Origin of the sequence: Pseudoalteromonas sp. T1lg122 (genome assembly GCF_002964825.1) — a bacterium.
GTDB classification, from domain to species: Bacteria; Pseudomonadota; Gammaproteobacteria; order Enterobacterales; family Alteromonadaceae; genus Pseudoalteromonas; species Pseudoalteromonas gelatinilytica.
Genome location: NZ_PQCG01000007.1, coordinates 463323 through 483591 on the forward strand (window position 1 = coordinate 463323; position 20269 = coordinate 483591).

General features: G+C 40.6%; 22 protein-coding genes. 5 read left to right on the forward strand and 17 right to left on the reverse strand.

From position 1 onward, the window contains the following. Positions 1-68: 68 nt before the first annotated feature. From C2M33_RS07520 to C2M33_RS07550, 7 genes are all read right to left on the reverse strand, one after another. Entirely contained in the window at positions 69-2561 is a 2493-nt protein-coding gene (locus tag C2M33_RS07520; RefSeq protein ID WP_105174141.1) for a prolyl oligopeptidase family serine peptidase, read from the reverse strand. 105 nt (positions 2562-2666) lie between these two features. After that, positions 2667-3791, reverse strand: a complete 1125-nt coding sequence (locus C2M33_RS07525) for an endonuclease/exonuclease/phosphatase family protein (protein WP_442793147.1) — start codon at positions 3789-3791, stop codon at positions 2667-2669. Positions 3792-3826: 35 nt separating this feature from the next. After that, positions 3827-4759 carry a YeiH family protein gene (locus tag C2M33_RS07530; RefSeq protein ID WP_105174143.1) on the reverse strand — a complete coding sequence of 311 codons (933 nt, stop codon included), beginning with the start codon at positions 4757-4759 and terminating at the stop codon, positions 3827-3829. Continuing rightward, positions 4756-4986, reverse strand: a complete 231-nt coding sequence (locus tag C2M33_RS07535) for a DUF2798 domain-containing protein (protein WP_054561456.1) — start codon at positions 4984-4986, stop codon at positions 4756-4758. Before C2M33_RS07535 ends, C2M33_RS07530 begins: the two co-directional genes overlap by 4 nt. A 154-nt stretch (positions 4987-5140) precedes the next feature. Further along, positions 5141-6289, reverse strand: a complete 1149-nt coding sequence (locus C2M33_RS07540; RefSeq protein ID WP_105174144.1) for a 5-(carboxyamino)imidazole ribonucleotide synthase — start codon at positions 6287-6289, stop codon at positions 5141-5143. A gap of 1 nt (position 6290) precedes the next feature. Then, positions 6291-6773 carry a 5-(carboxyamino)imidazole ribonucleotide mutase gene (gene purE / locus C2M33_RS07545; protein WP_054553887.1) on the reverse strand — a complete coding sequence of 161 codons (483 nt, stop codon included), beginning with the start codon at positions 6771-6773 and terminating at the stop codon, positions 6291-6293. Positions 6774-7185: 412 nt separating this feature from the next. Further along, positions 7186-8772: an ABC-F family ATPase gene (locus tag C2M33_RS07550; RefSeq protein ID WP_105174145.1), complete on the reverse strand. Its 1587-nt coding sequence runs from the start codon at positions 8770-8772 to the stop codon at positions 7186-7188. A 206-nt stretch (positions 8773-8978) separates the two neighbouring features. Here C2M33_RS07550 and C2M33_RS07555 point away from each other — a divergent pair, with 206 nt between their 5' ends. From C2M33_RS07555 to C2M33_RS21105, 3 genes are all read left to right on the forward strand, one after another. Then, entirely contained in the window at positions 8979-9500 is a 522-nt protein-coding gene (locus C2M33_RS07555) for a TetR/AcrR family transcriptional regulator (RefSeq protein ID WP_105174146.1), read from the forward strand. Between the two features lie 171 nt (positions 9501-9671). Continuing rightward, positions 9672-10880, forward strand: coding sequence for a porin (locus C2M33_RS07560; RefSeq protein ID WP_105174147.1), 1209 nt, complete (start codon positions 9672-9674; stop codon positions 10878-10880). Between the two features lie 201 nt (positions 10881-11081). Beyond that, a complete protein-coding gene (locus C2M33_RS21105) occupies positions 11082-11225 on the forward strand; it encodes a hypothetical protein (RefSeq protein WP_158685574.1) in 144 nt (47 codons plus the stop codon). 225 nt (positions 11226-11450) lie between these two features. Here the strand turns inward: C2M33_RS21105 and C2M33_RS07565 are convergent, their stop codons facing one another. The 4 genes from C2M33_RS07565 to C2M33_RS07580 form a co-directional block, all read right to left on the reverse strand. Further along, positions 11451-11762: an antibiotic biosynthesis monooxygenase family protein gene (locus tag C2M33_RS07565; RefSeq protein WP_105174148.1), complete on the reverse strand. Its 312-nt coding sequence runs from the start codon at positions 11760-11762 to the stop codon at positions 11451-11453. 5 nt (positions 11763-11767) lie between these two features. Further along, positions 11768-12178 carry a GFA family protein gene (locus tag C2M33_RS07570; RefSeq protein ID WP_105174149.1) on the reverse strand — a complete coding sequence of 137 codons (411 nt, stop codon included), beginning with the start codon at positions 12176-12178 and terminating at the stop codon, positions 11768-11770. A 21-nt stretch (positions 12179-12199) separates the two neighbouring features. Next, positions 12200-12631 (reverse strand): DUF3859 domain-containing protein, encoded by a 432-nt coding sequence (locus C2M33_RS07575; protein ID WP_105174150.1) that lies wholly within the window; start codon positions 12629-12631, stop codon positions 12200-12202. Between the two features lie 82 nt (positions 12632-12713). After that, entirely contained in the window at positions 12714-13193 is a 480-nt protein-coding gene (locus tag C2M33_RS07580) for a GNAT family N-acetyltransferase (protein ID WP_158685575.1), read from the reverse strand. Between the two features lie 80 nt (positions 13194-13273). Here C2M33_RS07580 and C2M33_RS07585 point away from each other — a divergent pair, with 80 nt between their 5' ends. Then, positions 13274-13477, forward strand: coding sequence for a hypothetical protein (locus tag C2M33_RS07585; RefSeq protein ID WP_105174152.1), 204 nt, complete (start codon positions 13274-13276; stop codon positions 13475-13477). A 38-nt stretch (positions 13478-13515) separates the two neighbouring features. On the opposite strand, the gene htpX is transcribed toward C2M33_RS07585, so the two are convergent. From htpX to bioB, 5 genes are all read right to left on the reverse strand, one after another. Continuing rightward, a complete protein-coding gene (gene htpX, locus C2M33_RS07590) occupies positions 13516-14376 on the reverse strand; it encodes a protease HtpX (RefSeq protein WP_054561446.1) in 861 nt (286 codons plus the stop codon). Between the two features lie 174 nt (positions 14377-14550). Next, positions 14551-15234: a dethiobiotin synthase gene (gene bioD / locus C2M33_RS07595; protein ID WP_105174153.1), complete on the reverse strand. Its 684-nt coding sequence runs from the start codon at positions 15232-15234 to the stop codon at positions 14551-14553. A 13-nt stretch (positions 15235-15247) separates the two neighbouring features. After that, the gene (locus tag C2M33_RS07600) at positions 15248-16039 is read right to left on the reverse strand and encodes a methyltransferase domain-containing protein (protein WP_105174154.1); all 792 of its coding nucleotides are present in this window, start codon (positions 16037-16039) and stop codon (positions 15248-15250) included. Beyond that, on the reverse strand, positions 16036-17169 hold the full coding sequence (locus tag C2M33_RS07605) for an aminotransferase class I/II-fold pyridoxal phosphate-dependent enzyme (protein ID WP_105174155.1): 1134 nt from the start codon (positions 17167-17169) through the stop codon (positions 16036-16038). The genes C2M33_RS07600 and C2M33_RS07605 overlap by 4 nt, the downstream gene beginning before the upstream one ends. Positions 17170-17176: 7 nt before the next feature. Continuing rightward, a complete protein-coding gene (bioB, locus tag C2M33_RS07610) occupies positions 17177-18217 on the reverse strand; it encodes a biotin synthase BioB (RefSeq protein ID WP_105174156.1) in 1041 nt (346 codons plus the stop codon). A 98-nt stretch (positions 18218-18315) separates the two neighbouring features. Here bioB and bioA point away from each other — a divergent pair, with 98 nt between their 5' ends. Beyond that, positions 18316-19611 (forward strand): adenosylmethionine--8-amino-7-oxononanoate transaminase, encoded by a 1296-nt coding sequence (gene bioA, locus C2M33_RS07615; RefSeq protein ID WP_105174157.1) that lies wholly within the window; start codon positions 18316-18318, stop codon positions 19609-19611. 33 nt (positions 19612-19644) lie between these two features. On the opposite strand, the gene C2M33_RS07620 is transcribed toward bioA, so the two are convergent. Further along, positions 19645-20079 (reverse strand): ATP-binding protein, encoded by a 435-nt coding sequence (locus C2M33_RS07620; RefSeq protein ID WP_054553905.1) that lies wholly within the window; start codon positions 20077-20079, stop codon positions 19645-19647. Positions 20080-20269: the final 190 nt, after the last annotated feature.

Genomic DNA, 20269 nt, shown 5'->3' on the forward strand with positions numbered 1-20269 from the left:
ATAGAGATAAATTCTATTACAAACAAAAACAGCCACTTTAAGTGGCTGTTTTTCATTTACGCTATTGATTAAAGCGTTTCTTTAAATAGCTTATGAATACGACGATATTCATCTAACCAGCTTGATGGTTGTACAAAACCATGTGGTTCAACTGGGAAGATAGCTGTTTCAAAGTTTTCTTTTTCAAGTTCAATTAAGCGCTGTACTAAGCGAACTGAATCTTGGAAGAATACATTGTCATCAACCATAGGCGCGTTAATTAATAAACGACTCTTAAGACCTTCAGCAAAGTAAATTGGTGAGCTCTTTTCATAGGCAATTGGATCAACATCTGGGTGATTTAAGATGTTCGACGTATAAGGGCCATTGTAGTGAGCCCAATCAGTTACCGGACGAAGTGCAGCACCTGCTTTGAATAAATCAGGTTGTGTGAATAGCGCCATAAACGTCATGAAACCACCGTAAGAGCCACCATAGGTGCCTACAGCTTGGGTATCAACGTTTGCGTTGTCTGCCATCCAGCTTACGCCGTCTGCTAAATCTTGGATTTCAGGTGTACCCATTTGACGATAAATGGCTGTACGCCAATCACGGCCGTAACCTTTTGATGCACGGTAGTCCATGTCCATTACTACGTAGCCTTCTGAAGCCAGTAGTGAGTGGAACATAAACTCGCGGAAGTAACCAGACCAACCCATGTGTGAGTTTTGTAGGTAACCAGCACCGTGGTTAAAGATAACCGCTTTACGGTTTTTACCTGTTTCGCCTTCTTTATAGTCAGCTGGGTAATATACTTTTGCATAAATTGGCTGATCAGTGTGGCTTGAAGGCACAGCAACAATCTTAGGTGCGATTAGCTTCTTCGCTAAGAACTCATCTGAAACCGTGTGCGTTAACTGCGTTGCTTTAGTATTTGCTTTTGCATCAGCAACATAAAGCTCAGGCGGCGACATAATTTTTGAGTGAGTTAGCAATAGTTTGCTTTCATCTGGGCTTAACTGATAATCAGTCATACCATCAAGGTTGGTTACTTGCTCAGATTCACCGTTTGCAGGGTTTACACGATAGATTTCGTAAAGACCTGGGTGCTCAACGTTCGCTTTGTAGTAAATCGCTGAGTTATCAGCTGTTAACGTTAAGTTAGAAACAACAAATTGGCCTTTAGTTAGCTGTGTTGCTTTACCATTAAGTGGCTTTTTATAAATGTGGCTGTAACCAGACTCTTCAGATAAGTAGTAAAGCGTGTCTGAGTTGTTCAACCAACCAAAATCGTTGTATGCATAGTTAACCCATGCATCGTCGTGTAAGCGGTGCTGCGAAACAAGTTTGTTGTTTTGTGTATCAACAGTGGCTAACCAACGGTCTTTGTTGTCCCATGCTTCAAGCATAAGTGCCACTTTTGAACCATCTGTGTTCCATTGGATTGCACTTTGGTCCCAACCCCAATCCATCATCAAATTGATGGCACGTGGTGCTTTTTCAGACTTGTAAGTTTTACCATCACGAGCGTAGTTTTCTTTCTTAACAGCTGCAAGAACGTCTTCATCAAAACCTGGTAAGGTATCGAATGCAAGGGTTGTTTGCTCGCCTGATTTAAGGTCAATGTAAACAACGTCTGAGCCGATTGGTTTTTCATCAGCAACACGACGGCGTACTTTTTCTGCTTTTACGCGCGCGTCATCAGCAATGTAATTAGGCATGATATCGCCTTCATCACGCCATGAACGGCTTTCTGTGGTAACTGCAACAAGTGCTTGGCCATTTGGTGAAAGCTGTACATCGGCTAAACGCTTACCTTTACCTAAATAAAACTGTGCATTAGCAATGCTGTCGTTTTGCTCGTTGATTTGTGCTTTACGCTCTTCACGATCTTTTTTGTTTTTGTGAGTCAGCGCAATGTAATCAATTAGTTTGTGCTGCTCTTTTGCGATGTAAGTGTCTGGCTCTTGTACACCTTTAGGTGCATCGTCTAGGTGTAAGTTAACTAATTCAACTTGACGACCCGTTGCTAAATCAACTTTATAAAATGCATTACCTTGGCGATATGCAAGGCTACCATCAGTTAAAAACTGTGGTTTTGATTGCTGTGCGCTGTCGTGAGTGATTTGTGTAATTTGACCAGTGCTTAAGTTTTTAACGAAGATATTACCTTCAAATGCATAAGCCTGTTGTTTTTTATCTGCTGAGTAAACGGCATTTTTAGCGCCTACAGTGTGTAATTTGTTTAACGCTAATTGTGATGCAGAATGGCTATTTACCGCTTGAACGTATAAATCGCGTAACTCATTGCCTTGTTGCTTTTGTGCATAAACGATGCTGTTAGAATCACCGTTCCAGAAAGCACGCTCAGGCTGACGGCCTAACCAATCAGGGTGAGCCATAGCTTGCTCTAACGTGATTTCAGCTGAACCTGTATCAGCAGGAGTAACAACAACTGGGGCTACATTAGTAACTTGTTCTTCAGAAGGCGTTGAGGCGGTTGATTGACAACCTGCTAGCATGAAGCTAGATGCGACTGCGAGAGCCACTAACGTTTTATTAGCAGTGGTTTTGAATTTCATAGTGCTTCTTACGGGTTATTATAATTCGCCCTATTTAAGCAGAAGCACTGATGAAATAGCAATTTTTATAGGATAAACAGCCAAAGTTTTCCGTTTAATAACAGCTTATTTTAAGCTGATATCAAGCCATACCATACGGTGATCAGACGATGCGTTACGATCTTTAATTAAACGGAACAGTTCAGAGTTTTTCTGTGGCCAAAAAACCCCACCATCGTTTATCTCAATACCATAATTTGATGGTAAAACGTAATCAGCACGAGCTTGCCAATAAGCGGTATAGTTTTTAGCGTAATCTTCTTTATACGATTCTTTTGCGCCTTTGCTTGTTGGCGTAAAAGAGGTATTCACTAATGGATTTTTTAAAATTTGGTCAGTGGTATTCGGGCGTGCTTTACCTCCTTCTGGCGCAGCGTTTAAGTCACCAACAATAACAAAACGGCTTTTCGCTTTTAAGCCACCTTTTTGACCTTTATCATCGTAAATGTAGTTAGCATTGTTGATGTAATCCGCAATTAAGCGTACTTCATCGTGGTTACGCTTACCGTTGCGGTCTTCGTCACCATCAAAAACTGGCGGCGTTGGGTGCGAAGCAAGCAAATGCACCGTTTTACCTTTTACATCAATTGGTAAATCCCAAAATGATTTAGAGCTTAGGTGAATTGCTTGCCATTCCTCAGCAGAATACCAATCTTTACCTGTTTTAGGGTCTGTAGGCATTTGTGCATTTGGCATATCTTTGTATTTGAATGTTTGTAATGTACGCGCTTTATTTAAATCGATTGGGTAGCGCGACAATACGGCCATCGCATAATGCCCCTCAAAGAAGCCAAAGCCGTGTGCGTCGCCTTTGTAATGCCCCTTTACACCATCGTTATCTAAGTCAAACTCGGTGGCTAAACCAGTGTTAACTGGTGCAATAAAGTAATAAGGGTAATCGATGGCAACCTGCTTATTTTGCGATACTTGCAGGTAGTTTTTACGAAATACGTTAATGCCTTTGTCGGCATCAATATAATCAAATTCATTTAGTAAAATAACATCTGGTCTTACGCGCTGAATAATTTCGGCAATGTTGCGAATTTGCTGGTGGTTGCTCGCTAATGCTTTGCTTAAAGCGTCTTTATCTATTGCTTCGCCTTTTTTAGCATAATTGGTTGCATCCATACTCACGTTAAAGGTCGCTACACGTAAATCAGCAGCCGATACATTGTTAGCAAAGAGGCCCATGGCCAGTGCTATTGAAGAAGTTAATAAAGCGTTTTTCATGAAATAAATCCGTCTACTATAAGTAGTAAAATAATACTGCTGACAATGATCCATAAGATCATCGCCATGATAAAAGGTTTAATGCCCGCTTGTTTTAAGACTGAAATAGATAAACCACTACCAATCAAAAATAAGGTCATTACTAACACTTGTTTAGCGCCAACATTGAGAGCATGCCAAAGTGTTTGATACTCAGGAAAGCTTGAATTAATCAGTGCTGCCGCTAAAAAACCAAATATAAACAATGGGATACTTGCTTTTTCGTCTGATTTCCAAAACACACCCGCGATGCTTGTATAAGGGATGATCCACATTGCTCTAGTTAGTTTAATGGTTGTGGCAATAGCAAGTGCTGATGCCCCATAAGCAGCGGAAGCCCCCACTACACTACTGGTATCATGAATCGCAAGTGCCGCCCAAACACCAAATTGCTGCTCAGTCAGACCAAAGTAATGGCCAATCATTGGGAATAACACTAAGCCAAGGGCGTTTAATAAAAACACCACAGCGAGTGATATGGCTACTTCGTGATCTTTGGCTTTTATAACCGGCGCCATTGCTGCAATGGCGCTACCACCACAAATGGCGGTACCAAATGAAATAAGTACACCGGTGTTTTTATTTAACTTAAATAACTGAGATAAAATTTCACCAAGGCCAATAATCGCGGTAATACTGACTATGGTAAGCACAATAGAGCTACGCCCTACTTCTATTACTTGATTAAAATCAACAGCAAAGCCTAAACCAATCACCGCCAACTTTAGCATCCATTTACTCATTTTTTGTGACTGCGCTGCAAATGGATTACCCAATATCATGGCAAATAAAGCACCGACCACAAGTGCCGTAGCAGAACCAACAAATGGCAAAGCAGATACTAAAAATAGCGCAATAAATAGAAACTGCTTTGGGCGTTCGGCAATCACAACGGTGCTCTGATAAGTTTATTGGTCAACTTATGCACCACAGGTGCAACAAAAATAACAGTAGGAAATGCCACACAAAACGCAAAAGCCCATGCTTTCAGCCAAATGGTTGCAATGTTATCGATTAAACCAACGTTAAAAATGCTGATCACTAAAGACATAAATCCAGACATAAACAGCGCCATAAAAAACGCAAATACGACTGTTCTAAATCGAGGATGTAACATAACGAACTAATATTAATATAAAAATATTAGTCTATAGCAAGATGACCCTGACGCAAGTGCTTTGAGACAAGAGGTACAAAATTAGCGAAGTTTGTGGGTAAAATACAGCGATTAAAAAGCCGAGATAAACTCGGCTTTTAATAATTTAAACTGATTAGTTTAAAATAAGTTGGGTGCTGGTATCAGCTACACCTGGGTAGTCTTGCTCTGGCAAGATTTCGGCCAGTGCCGCTAAACGTTCACCTAATTGATGAAGGTTATCAGCTGATACATTGATATGACCCATCTTACGACCTGGTTTAGCCGTTTTACCATACCAGTGACTTGTAACGTCTTGCGTTGCCAGTACTGAGTGTGGGATTGAAGGCTGACCTAGTACGTTGATCATAGCAGTAGGACGAAGTAATTCTGTACTACCTAATGGTAAACCTGCAACAGCGCGCATGTGGTTTTCGAACTGTGAGCAATGTGTACCCTGCTGTGTCCAGTGACCAGAATTATGAACGCGTGGCGCAATTTCGTTTACTAATAACGTACCTTGTACATCAAAAAACTCAATTGCTAGTACACCTACATAATCAAGTTCTTGCGCTAACTTGTTAAATGCAAGCTCTGCTTGTTCTTGAATTGCTGCTTTTTCTTTACCGGCAACTGAAAGCGTAAGCACACCATTGGTGTGTTGGTTTTCAGTCAATGGATAAATAACGGTGTTACCCGCTTTGTCGCGTGAACCAATGATAGATACTTCACGGTCAAATGGGATCATCTTTTCAGCGATAATAGAATGCGGCGCAGTTTCGGTACCTGATGCAATGAAATCTGCCATTTCTGACCAGATTTGGTCAATTTGATCATCAGACTTTAAGCGCCATTGCCCTTTACCATCGTAACCCGCTTGGCAAGTTTTGATCACAAGCGGCTTGCCTAAGCGCTCTACAGCAGCAATAAGGTGCGCTTTTTCTGTAATTAGCTGGTAAGGGGCACATTCAACATTTGTTTTATCAAGTAAAGCTTTTTCAAGTGCGCGGTCGCCACCTGTTTTAATTGCCGCTTTACCCGGATAAAACTTATTGCTTTGACAGCATAATGTAAGTACATCATCTGGAATGTGTTCAAACTCTGCTGTAATTGCGTCTGCGCTATCAATAGCTTGTTGTAATGTACTGTTATGAACTTCACCGGTTAATGGGTGAATGATTTTTTCACTACCCACATCGTAGGCAACAACATTTAAATCAAGCGGTGCACCCGCTAAGCTCATCATACGAGCTAACTGACCTGCACCTAAAATTAGAATATTCATATTACTCTGCAGGATTAGGGTTAGCTAAGATAGTGTCTGTTTGTTCTTTACGGAAAGCTTCAACTTTTGCGAAGATTTCAGGCTGTTGGCAACCTAAAATTTGTGCCGCTAAAAGGCCAGCATTTGCAGCACCCGCTTCACCGATAGCCAATGTACCTACCGCAACGCCTTTAGGCATTTGGCAAATAGATAATAATGAATCAACACCATTAAGTGTTTTAGATTTAACTGGTACGCCTAAAACTGGTAGTGATGTAAACGCTGCAGCCATACCTGGTAAGTGCGCAGCACCACCGGCACCGGCGATAATGATTTTAATGCCGCGATCTGCAGCTGAGCTTGCATAGTCAGCAAGTAATTGAGGGGTACGGTGAGCAGAAACAACTTTAGTTTCGTATTCAATGCCGAATTTTTCTAGCATTAACGCCGCATGTTCCATCGTTGGCCAGTCTGATTTGGAACCCATAATAATGCCAACAGTCATAAATACACCTCAGTTAAATTGTTTTCTAAAAAGCGGACTTTTGTCCTTATTTTGTGGCGGGTATTATATACCCAAACCACATCAAGATGCGAGTTTCAGTTGGAATTAAAAGCGATTTAGGCAAGGCATTGATTGCAAATAATAGTGGTTCTATTGTTAAAATCGATAACGCAGTATAAATCGCTTTTAAACCAACCCTTTGGGCGCTTCACAGGCACTCACTCTCATCGTTGTTACTTCTTAAAAGGGACTGCCATTTCTACAAAGTAACGCCTTGATATTAAGCACCTGTGAAACGCTGAATTCTGTATCTTGATGTGGCTTGGGTATATCCCCTAACTCACATCAAGATGCGACTCTAGAAGCACAAAAAAGCCATGACATGCATGGCTTTTAATCACTCATTAGCTAATTATGCTTCTCTACTTGCTAGGTACTCTGTGTATGTACCTTTAAAGTCAATAATTTTGCCGTCTTTGATTTCCCAAATACGGTTAGCAAGTGATGATACAAATTGTCTATCGTGAGATACGAACAACAAAGTACCTTCGTATGCTTCAAGTGCTAAGTTAAGCGCTTCGATAGATTCCATATCCATGTGGTTGGTTGGCTCATCCATTAATAAGATGTTTGGTTTATGCATCATAATTTTGCCAAACAACATACGGCCTTGCTCACCACCTGAAATCACTTTAACTGACTTTTTAATGTCGTTTTGTGAAAACAGCATTCGACCTAAGAAACTACGAACAACTTGCTCGTCATCACCTTCTTGTTGCCATTGTTCCATCCACTCAAATAAGTTCATATCTTTTTCGAACTCGTCAGCATGGTCTTGTGCGTAATAACCAATATTAGCGTTATCAGACCATTTAAATTCACCTTGTTTAGGTGCTAAGCGACCAGCTAGGGTATTTAATAATGTTGTTTTACCAACACCGTTCTCACCGATGATTGCAATGCGCTCGCCTACTTCGACTAGACCTTCAAGGCCGCTGAAAAGCATTTCGTCAAAACCTTGCGCTAAGTTTGTTAACTCTAAGGCATTACGGAATAACTGCTTTTCTTGTTCAAAGCGAATAAATGGGCTTTGACGCGAAGACGCTTTAACTTCTTCAAGCTGAATTTTATCGATTTGTTTAGCACGTGATGTTGCTTGTTTTGCTTTTGAAGCGTTTGCAGAGAAGCGCGATACGAACTGTTGAAGTTCTGCAATTTGGCTTTTCTTCTTCGCATTTTCGCTTAGTAGACGCTCACGAGCTTGCGTTGCTGCAAACATGTACTCATCGTAATTACCAGGGTAAATACGAAGCTCTCCGTAATCGATATCAGCCATGTGTGTACATACTGAGTTTAAGAAGTGACGGTCGTGCGAAATGATGATCATGGTACAGTCGCGCTGATTTAACACGTCTTCTAACCATTTGATGGTGTAAATATCCAAGTTATTGGTAGGCTCATCCAGAAGCATGATATCTGGATCAGAGAACAGCACTTGTGCAAGTAACACTCGCAGTTTAAAACCCGGTGCTATTTCAGACATAGGGCCGTAGTGTTGCTCTGTGCCAATACCTACACCAATTAGTAACTCACCCGCTTTTGCTTCTGCTGAGTAACCATCCATTTCAGCAAACTCAGTTTCTAGGTCTGCTACACGCATACCATCTTCTTCGCTCATCTCAGGTAAGCTGTAAATACGATCACGCTCTTTTTTTACTTCCCACAGCTCTTTATGACCCATGATCACTGTGTCGATTACAGAAAACTCTTCGTATGCAAACTGGTCTTGATTTAGTTTTGCGATACGCTCGTTTGGATCTGTACTGACATTACCTGAAGATGGCTCTAGTTCACCACTTAGGATTTTCATGAAGGTTGATTTACCACAGCCATTCGCACCGATTAAACCGTAACGGTTACCATCGCCAAATTTTGCTGAGATATTTTCGAATAAAGGTTTAGCACCAAATTGCATGGTGATATTAGCTGTACTAATGATAGCGGTACCCTCCAGCGGGTAAAAAGTAAAAATGAAACTGTGTGCAATTTTAAACTAAAGCCGCTTGGCACGCCATGAAAGTTTAATTAAATACACAAGCTAATTTTACAAGAACAACACTTACGACTACCTTTAGTGAGCGCGCTCACTTAATTATATGAGCACGCTCACTTTTAAAATAACTAAATACAAACAGTAGGTTAAGAATGAGCAAACATGGAGACACTCACCGACGTATTTTAGATGCGGCTTGGCACCTTTTTACTGAGAAAGGATTTAACGATACTTCAACACGGCAAATTTCAGCAGCAAGCAACATAGCAGTGGGCACCTTGTTTAATCATTTTGCTGATAAAGTCGCTATTTTAGAAGCCTGCCTTGAAGCTAAATTTATTGATGTGTTGGAGCGCGCAAAAGAAACCGATATTCACCGCCCTGCTCGCTTAAAGATTAATCATTACGCGCAATATTTTTATCAGTTTTATTGTTTGCATCACCGCTTCTATAAAGTGCTTTTTAGTCAGCGGCTATTTTCGCAAACATTCCAACAACAACACATGGAACTAATTCAATCATTGGTTTTTGCTGACCAACCACAGTTTAATAAAGTGAAAGCTGCTATATTACTCGACTGCTATTTTATGACCTTGCTGTATGGCTTAGGCGCCGAAACCCCAAATACTAAACTCATGCTTAGAACGCTAAGCCAGAAGGTGTCTATTTTTTAGGCTCAGTAACTCATTGATAATTCAATATAGTGAACCTAAAGTGAATAATTTTTCCTCAAACTCGGTTTGTTGCATGATAATTTTTCACTTTTGACCCTATTTTAGCTTTGATAATCTCCGTTCCTTAACTAAATTATACCTATTAGGGACAATATTTAATCAAGGTACTTTATGAAAAGAACACACACTGCCTTATTTGTTGCAGGCATGCTTGCCATACCTACAGCCAATGCCATCGAGATCTATAACGATCAAACCAATAGTGTCACAGTTGGTGGTTTTATCGATGCTAGGGTGATTAATACGCAAGGCGAAACTGAGGTAGTAAACGGTGCATCACGCATTAATTTTGATTTTAAGCGCCAATTAAAAAACGGCTGGCAAGCGTTTGCTTTACTTGAATGGGGTGTAAACCCTGTTGGTAGCAGCGATATCGTATACAGCAATCGCTTTGAATCAATTCAAGATGAGTTTTTATATAACCGCTTAGGCTATGTTGGCCTTAAGCATGACGATTACGGCCAAGTTACATTAGGTAAACAATGGGGTGCATGGTACGACGTTGTTTATAACACCAACTACAGCTTAGTGTGGGATGGTAATGCAGCAGGTGTTTATACCTACAATAAAGATGACGGAGCTGTAAATGGCACAGGCCGCGGCGATAAAGTACTGCAGTATCGTAATACCTGGGGTGATTTTCATTTAGCGATCCAAGCACAGCTAAAATCTGATGAATTTTACACCTGTGACATCGTTGATATTTCAAGAAGCTCTTGTGAAGTACTTTGGAACCAAGGAAACAATGCTGCGCAAAAAGTAGAATTTAATTCGACTTATGGCGCTGCACTCACCTACTCGGTTAGCCCTAATTTAAAAGTTACGGCCGGTGTTAACCGTGGCCAGTTTGATATTGTGTATGCCGGTGGCCGAAATCAATCAGTAAACGATTTAATTTATGGTATGGGCATTACCTATGGTGATTTTTATAAACCGGGTTGGTATGCATCAGCGAATATCAATAAAAACGAAAACCACGATACCGACAACTTAGGCCGCTTAATAAAAGATGCTGTTGGTTTAGAGTCTATTTTAAGCTATCGCTTTGATAATGACATACGTACTTTTGTTGCTTATAACGTTTTTGATGCAGGTAGTGACTATGTTATTCAGCCGAACTTTAATGCCGACCCTGAAGATGTGTTTAAACGCCAATTTGCAGTAATTGGTGCGCACTACTTTATGGCAGAAGACACCATTTTATATATCGAAGCCCGTAAAGATTTTAGCGACTTCTCGAGTAATGACGCTGAACAAGAAGCTCAGATGGCACAAACCGAAGATGACGGTATAGCTATCGGTTTTAATTATACTTTGTAATTACGATAAACACTTAGCCCACTATTGTGGGCTTTAAACTCGCAAAAAATCACTTTCGTACATTTTCTTTTTTGGTCGCAATATCAATCAACGTCTGCTATTACTTAACAATCATAAAACTAAAATACGTCAATATTTGAGGTTGTTGTGTCTAACAAGGTAAAGCTAATTCTACTTTCATCAATATCTAGCGTTTCGTTCATGCTCTTTCACTGGCTAACAAATGTCAGAGAATCGGATACGGTATTTGGTGTTAGTTCCGATTTATCGGGTGGTTTAGTAATGGGCTTTGCTATTGGTGTGATGCTGGTTACATTAAGCACACTTAAGTTAAACAAATATTGAGCGTTTTTTGGAAACAAATGTTTAAACTCTTTTGACTATTTGTTTCGAGATAAACAAAAAGTTGGCGACAAAGTCAGTAGCCAAATAATGTGATTTTTCTTATTATTTCATGAGCTCCTTATTGGATCTTACACACTTACCCTGCTTATTAAAAAGCTCAAATTCAAAGCCATGCTGAGATTAAAATAAAGCCCAACACAGTATGATGTGTTCTTTTAATTATTATCACAATGAATAATCACGCTCTACTTTAGCAATACGCGTTGTAAACGCACTGTACCATTTGTCTCTGCCGAGCTGTTGGGCATTTAAGTGCTCTACGTTTTGTTTCCAGGCTTTTATTGCATCTAAGTTTTGCCAATACGACACCGTAATACCCAAACCATCACGTACAGACTCCATACCTAAATACCCTGGTTGTTGCTCTGCAAGTTCTACCATTCTATTAGCCACTTTTTCATAACCGGTGGTATCGTCAGATAAGGTATTCGTAAAAATTACGGCATAATAAGGGGGGTTTGGTGTATTCGCTATCATGACTGTTACTTGCCTCTGCTTGGTTCAAATCCATCATAGCATGGGATTTCTGTGTTAAAGGTATCCCAATTTGCTTTAGAGCTTACAAAGTTATGACTGATTGGGCGCTCGTTTATATCGCTATCTAGTAAACCTAAGCGAATACGTAAGCGGCTTGGATCGTCTTTATTCTCGCTATAAACCGGCGAGCCACAGTAGCTGCAAAAATAGCGAATTCTGCCGGGTTTAAATTCAAAGGCACTTAAATGCTGCTTACCTTCTGAGAGGTTAAAACCATCTCGTTGAATAAAGCCATTGGTTGCGTAGGCTGTGCCTGAGTTTTTACGACATAAAGAGCAATGGCAATGAATAATTGAGTCTATGCCACCAGCAACCGTTACTTTTACTTTGCCGCACAAACAACTTCCTTGATACATAGTCCCTCTCAAGTTTAAAGATTAATAACCGCGATGCTTCCAAAACTCAGTGGCAGAACCTTCGGCTTCCTTTAATAAGTTAAAGGATTTATCAGCAATTATATGGCCATTTAACTCAATAGTCATGCGCCAAATACCGACTTTATTATCAACAGGCGCCCATATCGTATCACCTAAATAAAACTGCCAATCGTTTGTTTTAACGTACTGTTCTCCCTCAAACGGTGGCATGATCTCGCCATCCTCATCGGGGATATCTGGGTGGTAAACGCAAAATTTAATTTTTTGTCCTTTGGCCTTTTTAATATTAACAATAAAGCCAAATTCAATATCTAACTGTGCAGGAACGTCTGTTGTAAATTCGGTGATTTGAGGCAGGTCTTTTTCTTTTGCATCCCAATGACTGTAAATACCGTAACTTTCAATACTGGTAATTGGTTTGGCCTTTGCCATAGTTGCTGGCGCTCCTTTGTGAAAATAAGGCGCTATTTTATAGTAGCAACTCTAGCAGAACAAGATTGTACTATTATAGTAATTAGCAAACGTACTTTACCCAGTGCGCGTCATGTTGTTGAAAGCCGCATTTAGTCAAAAGTTTAATACTGGCGCTGTTATTTGGGTTAATTAAGGCGACCACACTGTTTAGTGGTGTCGTTACAAAGGTCGTCAGATTTTCAAATAGCATATCTAATACCTTTTGCATTATTCCTTTGCCAAAGTATTGCGATGCCAATTCAAAGCCCAACATGCCCTGCCCGTCAATTATGTTAAATAAGCCCACGCTACCAATAACTTGCCCACTAGTTCGTAAAACAATAACTAAACGAATGCCTTGTTGAGTATAAAAACGTTCTATGTCGCCTTGAATAAAATCATACACGTCACCTTTCGTTATATCAGTGCCGTAATCATTAAACGATTGTACTTGCGGATCTTTTAAAATATCCCAAATTGCTTGGCAATCTTTATGACGAATGGGGCGTAAGTCAAAGGCTAAGTCATCGTGGCTAGACACGTTAATTTCTTCTTTTTGCTTTATGAGCAGGCATTATTGTCTTACTATAAACGCAATTTCAAGCAATTAGATTAAGTTCGATGAGTAAAGAATTTAAAGTAATTCAACCTACCACCACAGTGTACTGTAAAGAGCGCGGCGAAGGCTGGACCTTAACAGGGATCACCAGTATTGATGAACACACATCTGTGATGTTCGATGGTGTAAGGTATACCTTACCGGCCCGTGAAATTGTTGAGGTATTGTTGCCACAACAACTCGAGCGAGAGAAAAACCAAGAATAAAAAAAGCCAGCATCAAGCTGGCTTTTTCGTGTTTTAAATTAACGTAATGCGTTAATACGCTCATCAAGTGGTGGGTGTGATGAGAATAACTCAGCAACACCTTTACCGCTTGCAATACCAAATGCCATCATTGAACCTTCTAGTTGTGATGGGTGGTTTTGTTTTAAACGCTCAAGGGCGCTTCGCATTTTATCTGCACCTACTAGCTTAGCTGCACCGGCATCCGCAGAGAATTCGCGTTTACGGCTATAGTAAGCAACTATCACACTTGCTAGAACACCAAATAACATTTGGAAAATCATATCGAACAAGAAGTATGTCCAGCTACTACCGCCCTCTTCTTCATCACTATTAAGGAAGTTATCAACAATACCTGCTAATACTTTCGCCATAAAGATAACAAAGGTATTCACTACACCTTGGATAAGTGTCAGCGTTACCATGTCACCATTTGCAATGTGTGACACCTCATGAGCCAATACCGCCTCAGCTTGATCTTGATTCATGTTATGTAATAAACCTGTGCTCACAGCCACCAGCGAGTTGTTCTTACTTGGGCCGGTCGCAAATGCGTTCATTTCAGGGCTATCGTAAATAGCCACTTCTGGCATCGCGATACCTGCTTTTTTCGCTTGCGCTGCTACCGTCGAAACTAACCATTGTTCTGTTTCAGAACGAGGTTGTTCAATAACATGTGCACCGGTTGATTTTTTTGCCATCCATTTCGACATAAATAACGAAATAAACGAGCCACCAAAACCAAACACCGTTGAAATAACTAAAATGCCGCCTAGACTGCGATGGCTAATACCCAGTACGCTCATCACAATAGACAACACAATACCTAACACTAGCATTACCGCTAAGTTAGTCAGTAGAAACAAAAATACACGCTTCATAAAAACCTCAGAATAAACATACCAATTGTATTAACTAACGACATGGTTAAAAATCGTTAGTTAATAAAATTATCTGGGTGTTCTACCAACTCAGTTTAGGGCTTATGCAATTGGTTGCAAGGAACTAATTGCAACCAATTGTGACAGAGTATGTCAAAAGTAACAACTCAATTATTATGGGTTGATAGATAAAATTTCAAGTAAGGTTTTGTAAATTTTTAATTTAGGGGTGCCGTCTGTATACGGACTAATCGCCAAAAGCGGGAAAGGTAATGCTGATTTTAGTGTTTCTAAATTGGCCTCTTGTTCACGCATATTTGGGTCGACATGATTTGCAATCCAACCCACACAATTTACACCGAGCGCTTTAAAATGAGCTGCTGTCAGTAATGCGTGATTTAGGCAACCTAGTTTCATACCCACAACTAAAATTACATCCAGCTGCTGTGATTTAACCCAATCACTGAGCAAATCGGTTTCGTTGATAGGTAAACACCAACCGCCGGCACCTTCTGTAAGAATATAATCGGTATTGAGGGCTTTTACATTCGCATAAGCAGCATCGAGCTTGTCAAATGTCAGTCTGTCACCTACTTGGGCAGCTGCAATATGCGGTGCAATAGGCGGCTCATAGGTAAAGGGGTTAACTATGTTATATTTAACCCCAATTGATGAGCTTTCCATTAAGGTTAATGCATCATCATTCACTAGCTGACCAAATGCTTCTTCTGCACCTGCTGCAATGGGTTTAAAACCCACCGCACGCTGTTTATGTTGCGCTAGTAAGTTTAGTAATAAACTGGTGACATGGGTTTTTCCGGCATCGGTGTCTGTACCCGTAATAAAAAATTCTTTCATTTTTGAGTTAATTCTATTTTTCTAGTTCTAAAAGGACAACTTGATAGCTCACTCTAGCATGCCCATCAACCAGAGGGTATGCCTTACAAACACTATTAAGTGCCTGCCTTGTTAATAACCCATGGCGCTTTTGCTTAGTTTGCAATGAGGTAGCACCAATCGCTTTTATCGAGCGCAGTGCTTCTAATGGAGAGTTATAGGCGTCTATATAACATCTATCGGCTGCAAAATTCAGTTTAAACCCCGCCAATTTTGCATACTCAATAATGTGACTAGCACAATGAAACTGATTAATATGGCTTTGCTCGTCTAAACAAGCAAATGCCTGTTTGATCTCTTTGAGCGATCCATCTACCACGCAGCTTAAATAAACCTTACCGCCCGCTTTTAGTGAATAAAAAAGACTTTTAAGTAGTGCTTCTAAATCAGCAGACCATTGCATTGCAAAATTACTAAACACACAATCAAGGGAGTTTTGCTGTAATGGTAGGTTATCCATATCAGCACAGACTTTTAAACAACGCGGGTTTTGCTCTGTGCTTAGCATGGAATGACTTAAATCCATTGCCAATACCGTATCAAAATGTGTTTTAAGCATTGCCGTGTTAACTAAAGGTCCAGCCCCTAAATCAAGGCAAGTACCCTGCTGATGCTTACTTGCCATCATTTTAAATAAGTGCGCAGCCGCTTGTTTTTGAACATTAGCATGGCTCGCGTAATTTGCAGCCGCTTTAGAGAACTTAGTTTGTGTTGTTAGCTTATTACTGTGTAGAAAGCTTAAAGGCGCTTGCAGTTGAACACTCATAAACACTCCACTAGCGAATCAACCAGTTTTTTTATATCGTAAGCTTGATGCGCGCTACTTAGGGTTACCCTAAGTCGTGCCGTATTAAAAGGCACCGTGGGCGGTCTAATAGCGGTTAACCACACGCCTTTATCTTTAAGTTTATTAGCAACGGCAAGCGTGTGTTCTGCATCGCCCAATACCAAAGGCTGAATAGCCGTTGTTGATTCCATTAATGCTAAGTTATGCTCTTTGGCAAGCGCTCGAAAGTAGGCAATATTCTCTGTCAGCTTAGCCCGTCTCTTATCCGCCTTTAATAACTTTTCGAGTCGCTCTAGAGTACAACTTGCCATCAGTGGTGACATCGCCGTTGAATAAATGTATTCGCGATTAAACTGCAGCATGTAATCAATCATTTGTTTTGATGCAAGCAGGCAAGCACCACTACTTGCTAGTGCCTTGCCAAAGGTGATGATCAGTAAATCAGGCTTGATTGCCTCACAACTTCCTAAACCTTGCTCGCCCAATACGCCAAAGCCATGAGCATCGTCAATCATCAGCCACGCGTTGTATTGTTTAGCGAGTTTACAGAGTGCTTCAATGGGGGCTTGATCGCCATCCATCGAAAACACCCCTTCACTTACTATGAGCTTATGCTTTGCTTTTGACTTTTGTAACCGAGATTCTAAATGCTTAAGGTCGTTATGATTAAAGCGCACCATGGCAGCGGCACAATGAAGTCCGCCATCAATTAAGCTGGCATGATTGAGCTTATCTTGAAATATTGCCGATGATTGCGAAACGGTTTTATCTTGAAACAATGCTTTTAATACGCTGCTATTAGCACTAAATCCGCTATTAAATAACATGGCGCTTTCATAGCCTAATAACTCGCATAAACGCTGCTCAAGCGTTTGCTGCGCTTGATTATAACCATTTACTAGCGCTGAACTGTGGCTACCTAGTTGCTGCGCTTGTATTTCAATAAAATCATCCGCAAAGCCAAGGTAGTCATTACTGGCAAAATTTAAATACTGTTTGCCTGCAACCTGAATAAAGCGCCCGCTTGATTGCTCAACAAGTTGACGCTTTCTCAGTAATGCATCTGCTTGTCGCTCAACAAGATGCTCGGCAATAAAATCAAAAGCCATTTAATTGCTACGCTTCGTAAAATAATTCAGATGTTGCTTTATCGGCAACCTTTGATGAAAGTGATGCTTCTACTGCTTCATCTGAGTAATCTTCACGTGTTTCTGGGTTCATGCCTAATTTTTTAATTAGCATCATATCTGCGTCTGCTTCAGGGTTTTCTGTAGTCAGTAGTTTATCACCGTAGAAAATTGAATTAGCACCAGCAAAGAAACACAGAGATTGCATTTGTTCATTCATCGCCGTACGACCAGCTGATAAACGAACATAACTTTTCGGCATCATAATACGTGCAACTGCGATAGTACGAATAAACTCAAAGTGGTCTAAGTCTTCGACATCTTCAAGTGGCGTGCCTTTCACTTTAACCAACATATTAATTGGCACACTCTCTGGCTGTTGCGGCAAATTAGCTAATTGCATTAATAAACCAAAACGGTCAGCAGCTTGCTCGCCCATACCAACAATACCGCCAGAGCATACTTTCATGCCGGCATCGCGCACGTTATCAATGGTATTTAAACGGTCTTGGTAAGTACGTGTTGTAATGATCTGTTGGTAATACTCAGGTGATGTATCTAGGTTATGGTTGTAGTAGTCAAGACCCGCGTTTTTTAATGCATGAGCTTTGTCATTATCTAACATGCCAAGGGTCATACAGGTCTCAAGCCCAAGCTCTTTCACTTCTTTGACCATTTTTTCGATGTATGGCATGTCACGTTCTTTCGGATCAGACCACGCAGCACCCATACAAAAACGAGTTGCGCCTTTTTCTTTGGCAACACGCGCTTGCTCAACCACTTTTTCTACTTCCATAAGGCGTTCACGGTCTAAGTCTGTTTTATAATGACCTGACTGAGGACAATATTTGCAATCTTCTGGGCAAGCACCGGTTTTAATCGATAACAAAGTAGAAATTTGTACTTCATTTGGGTTGAAGTTTTCACGATGCACACTGGCCGCTTTAAATAACAAATCATTGAACGGCATTTCGAATAATGCTTTTACTTCTTGGTGAGTCCAATCGTGACGGACAACTGCGTGCTCCATAATAGTCTCTTTTTTTAAATTATTGGGACGGTAAGATTGGCTTAGTCTACGACTTGACGTAACATTGTCAACGAATCGAAGCGATATAAAGTTTACATATGATTAATAAACAACCAATAGATTTAGATTTTGATCGTGAGCATATTTGGCATCCTTATACTTCTATGACTCAGCCCCTTCCCGTGTACCCAGTCAGTCATGCCAATGCAAATCGTATTTTCTTAGAAACAGGCGAAAGCCTAATAGATGGTATGGCCTCTTGGTGGAGTGCTATCCATGGTTACTGCCATCCTGTTTTAAATGAAGCGATCACCAAGCAAGTTAGCAAAATGAGTCATGTCATGTTTGGTGGCCTAACTCATGAGCCCGCTGTTGAGCTGTGTAAAAAGCTAGTCAGTATCACACCTAAGTCTCTCGATAAGGTGTTCTTAGCCGACAGTGGCTCTGTGAGTGTTGAAGTTGCCATAAAAATGGCCTTGCAGTACTGGCTTAGCCAAGGTTATACCGGCAAACAAAAACTAATGACACCGCTTAAGGGCTACCATGGCGATACCTTTGCAGCCATGAGCGTTTGCGACCCGGTTAATTCAATGCACAGCATGTACTCAGGCTTTTTACCTGAACATGTTTTTGTGCCTGCGCCGAGTGCTAAATATAATGGCGAGTTTAGCCCTGCTGAAGCTGATACACTTGAAAGCTACTTTGCCGCTCACCATCAAGATGTTGCGGCATTTATCATTGAACCCATTGTGCAAAATGCTGGGGGCATGAATTTTTACCATCCCGATTACTTAAAACACCTGCGCATTCTTTGTGATAAGTATGATGTTTTACTTGTTTGTGATGAAATCGCCACAGGCTTTGGCCGCACTGGCACCTTGTTCGCTGTTGAGCACGCCTCCATAGAACCTGATATTTTATGTATTGGTAAAGCATTAACGGGTGGCATGATGACGCTCTCAGCGACATTAACCACCAGCAAAGTCGCTGTGGGTATTAGTGAAGGTGAAGCCGGCGTATTAATGCATGGCCCAACTTTTATGGGTAACCCGCTTGCCTGTGCTACAGCCTGTGCGAGTATTGATTTACTGCTCGAGCAACCGTGGCAAGAGCAAATTGAACACATAAATGATGTACTGACAGCGCAACTTGCAAAGTGTAAGCAGCTCGATGCAGTCGTTGATGTGCGAACATTGGGGGCAATTGGTGTTGTAGAGCTTAATCAAGCTGTTGATGTAGCAAAAATTCAACGCTTTTTTATCGAGCAAGGTGTGTGGATCCGCCCGTTTGGCAAGTTAATTTATTTGATGCCGCCTTACATAAGCGACGAACAAAGCTTAACTAAGCTGTGTAACGCTATTTATGAAGCCATAGAACAGCAGGCGTATTGCTAAAAAGGAAGCTAACGCTTCCTTTTCCTTTAAACTTTACCATTCAAACATATAAGCCATTTTGCTTATCATGCGAAGTGGCACTTTATGTTCACAGCGCTTGGCATAAAGGTGCTGTAATGATTTATCTTTAATTTCACCTACGATCACTTCTTTTACTTGATAACCCAGTGCAGTAGCCGCTTGCGCATAGGCAATGAATTCCCATTTTTTGATATTGGTGTTATCGACAATCACTAACGGGATTTCTTCAGCTAGCGCATTAATAAAACGGGCTAAGTTTAAGTTGTGATATTCAGGCAGCTTGTACTTATCAAATTGATACTCACCTTCGCTATTGTAAAAATAATCATCTGTTGCGCACACTACATAATCACTTTCATTGCCAGCCACCAGCTCATCAGCTAGGCTTTGCGCATAATATGATTTACCCGAGCCGGGTAAGCCGCGAAGAATAAAAACTTGTTTCATAGCACCTGATATACAAATTAATTAAAGATTAAAGGACCATTATCCTATTGAGAATTGTTAATAATGCCACAAAATAACCGATTAGCGCAGCGAGAATTTAAATAAACGCAAATTTTACGCAAAATATTGCTGCTATTTTACTCAATTGAAGAAAAACTACTAAAGAGTATGCCTGAATAGTTTTTTTATT